We start from the raw sequence: 3,042 nt of genomic DNA, 5'->3' as shown, positions 1-3,042 counted from the left end.
TCGATGCTCAAGCCCTACGAGTACTATCAGAACAACGTCTGCGGAACTTTGTGCCTGTTGAATGCCATGCGCGAGGCTGGTGTGACGAAGCTGGTTTTCTCCTCCACCGCCGCCGTATTCGGCCATCCCAGCGCACCGCTTATCGATGAAGAGCATTCCGCACTCCCGATCAATCCATATGGGGCGAGCAAATGGATGGTCGAGCGCATATTGGCCGATGCCGCGCCAGCTTATGGCCTACGCTCGGTGTCTTTGCGCTATTTCAATGCCGCCGGCGCCGATCCGTCCGGCGACATCGGCGAATCGCACGATCCGGAGACCCATCTCATTCCGACCATATTGCGCTCGGTGTTGGGACACGGCTCGTCACTCAAAATTTTTGGCGACGATTACCCCACTAGAGACGGCACTTGCGTGCGCGATTACATCCACGTGAACGATCTGGCCGAAGCCCACCTCAGTGCCATCCGCTTCCTGGACAAGCATGAGGGCGCGCATTGCTTCAACCTGGGAAACAGCAGCGGCTTCACCGTGTTGGAGATCATTGAAGCGGCCAAGCGTGTTACTGGCGCGGAGATTGCGTTCGAGCGCGCCTCCCGCCGCGCCGGCGATCCGCCCGTGCTGGTCGCGTCCAATGCGAAAGCCCGCACGCATCTAGGGTGGCGCCCCGCCATCACCAACATCGACGACATCGTGCGAAGCGCCTGGCGTTGGCATAGCCAGGCGCGCTATTGACTGCGGCCGACAGCGGCATGCAGGCCAGGAAGGTAGGAAAAACAAAATCCATAAACGGCGCCACTCAATGAAATTCATCTTCTTCGCCAACACTACCTGGTATCTCTACAACTTCCGGCTCGCCACCATCCAGCGTCTGCTCGGCGACGGGCACGAAGTCGTGGTGGTGTCGCCACCGGGAAAATTCGGCAAGCGCCTGGTCGAACATGGCTGCCGCTGGATACCGTTGGCGATGGAGCGCGCCAGCCTCAATCCACTACGCGAGCTGGCCACCCTGAGCCGGCTCGTCGGCGTGCTCCGGCGCGAGCGCCCGGACATCGTGCACGGATTTACCCTGAAATGCGCCATCTACGGCACCATTGCCGCACGCATCGCGCGCGTTCCGGCCGTCGTCAGTGCGGTATCCGGCATGGGTTTCGTATTCACCAGCGATGCGCTCAAGGCGCGCATGCTGAGGCCACTGGTCAAAGTTCTGCTGCGTTTCGCCTTGAATGGCAAACGCTCGCTGCTGGTACTGCAGAACCACGACGATGCCCTGGCGTTTTCACAGGCCGGCCTGGTTGCACCAGAACACATACGCGTCATCCTCGGCTCAGGCGTCAATACCTTCCGTTTCCATCCTTCCAACCGCACCACGCATCGTTATGAACGGCTGCGGGTGCTGCTTGCGGCGCGCCTGCTGCAGGAAAAAGGTGTGCGCGAGTTCATCGAGGCGGCCGCGATCCTGCGCAAGCAGGAGCGTGACATCGAGTTTTTGCTGGCCGGCACACCGGACCCGGGCAATCCGCATTCGATCTCCCGCACCGAACTGCGCCGCTGGACCGAGGCCGGCCTGGTGCATTGCCTGGGGCATGTCAACGACATGCCGGCCTTGCTGGGCAGCGTGCATGTGCTTGCGTTGCCCAGCTATTACCGCGAAGGCGTGCCCAAATCATTGATTGAAGGTGCCGCCACTGGCCTGGCCCTGGTCACGACGAATCAACCGGGCTGCCGCGAAGTGGTGACACAAGACGGCGTGGACGGTTTGTGGGTCGAGCCGCGCAATGCCCAGGCGCTTGCCGAATGCATCGCGCGGCTGGATGACGACCGCGATTGGCTGGCGCAACTGGGCGATCGCGCGCGCGAACAGGCTTTGAAGAAATTCGACGAACGCTTGGTGATCCAACAGACCCTTGAGGTGTATGCCGAGTTGTTCCGTCCGGACAGCAGTGCAACGGAAGCCATGCGGACGGCGCCTTGAGCATTTGCGCACGCATCTCCACACTTTATGCACCGTTCCGTGGCGCAATGCACACACCCCCTCCACTATCCTGCGTGGCGCGGCGCTGCACGCGACACTACTCGCATCATCGTTCACATCATGGTTGGGGTTGAAGGTTCTCGCAGGCGCGTACCGATGTCCACGCAGCGGCGTCTGGCATATCAGTCGCCATGGTGCCGCTCATGGTATCGGCCCATGCTCGTCATCCTGCCGGCAATGCGGAGGACCAAACGTATCGATGCGCTTCATCGCTATACAGCTAACCAGGGCCTTGTATGAATGTACCCGGCACGGAATATCGCGCGCGTCCCACGGCAACCGGGAAGATCCAGATCACGACCTCGCCTTCGCTGGGAGAGATCGATTTCAGTCCGTTGGCGCGGCATGAGCGCAGCATCGACGCGATCGATCGTGTATCGGTCGCCGATGTACTGCGCAACGCGTTCGTGTATCCGCCCCACACCATCTATACGGACGTGAAGATTGCCGCGACCGGCTTCGACCCGGCGCAGGACATGTATGACCATCCGCATTTCCACTTTGCATTCCATGCCAACGCGGCGAGCACGCGCCCACGTACGGGCGACGTGGAAGATGATGCGCTGATCGATACGTATCACAGCCTGCTGTGCAAGGCGATCAAACGCTCCACGCTCGGCATGCGTGCGCCGTGGCTGCTGCAGAGCGGCGGTAAGGATTCCACGTCGATGGCCATCGCGCTGGCTGAGGCGCGCCCGGATACGTCCTGCCTTACCTACCTCGGCGGCAAGGAGGAAGACGAAGTGGCGTCGGCGCGCTTCGTGGCGCAGCACCTCGGACTTCGGCACGAAGTGCTAGTGTGCGATCCGGGCCGCGCTTACGACCGCTACCTGGCCATGCTACCGCGCATGCCGCTGCTTTGCGCGGATTTTGCCGCCCTGGCCTACGCCGACGTCGCCACTGAGGTGGCGCGGCATCAGGGCGACGGCATGCTTGACGCGCAATGCGCCGACCAGTATTTCGGCGTGCCGCTGCGCCGGCAGGATCGCATCATGGCGCTGCTGGCG

At 61.9% G+C, this 3,042-nt stretch carries 3 protein-coding genes; all 3 read left to right on the top strand.

Going from position 1 to position 3,042, the window contains the following annotated elements; genetic code table 11:
• Window positions 1–735: UDP-glucose 4-epimerase GalE (galE, locus tag VMA74_RS08020; RefSeq protein ID WP_325366112.1), on the top strand; the 735-nt coding region annotated here is incomplete at its 5' end.
• A 67-nt stretch (window positions 736–802) separates the two neighbouring features.
• Complete coding sequence (locus VMA74_RS08015; protein ID WP_325366111.1) at window positions 803–1,975, top strand: glycosyltransferase family 4 protein; 1,173 nt, start codon at window positions 803–805, stop codon at window positions 1,973–1,975.
• A gap of 296 nt (window positions 1,976–2,271) precedes the next feature.
• The coding region (locus tag VMA74_RS08010) for an asparagine synthase-related protein (RefSeq protein WP_325366110.1) at window positions 2,272–3,042 on the top strand (771 nt) is incomplete at its 3' end.

It is taken from the genome of Dyella sp. (genome assembly GCF_035508675.1).
In the GTDB taxonomy this organism is placed as follows: Bacteria; Pseudomonadota; Gammaproteobacteria; order Xanthomonadales; family Rhodanobacteraceae; genus Dyella_B.
The sequence above is the reverse complement of the archived record's forward strand: the minus strand, read 5'-3'. Positions and strand labels throughout refer to the sequence as shown.

Bases quoted from the DNA above. Each gene is read 5' to 3' on its own strand.
- VMA74_RS08015 (WP_325366111.1), top strand. From the start codon at position 803: ATGAAATTCATCTTCTTCGCCAACACTACCTGGTATCTCTACAACTTC.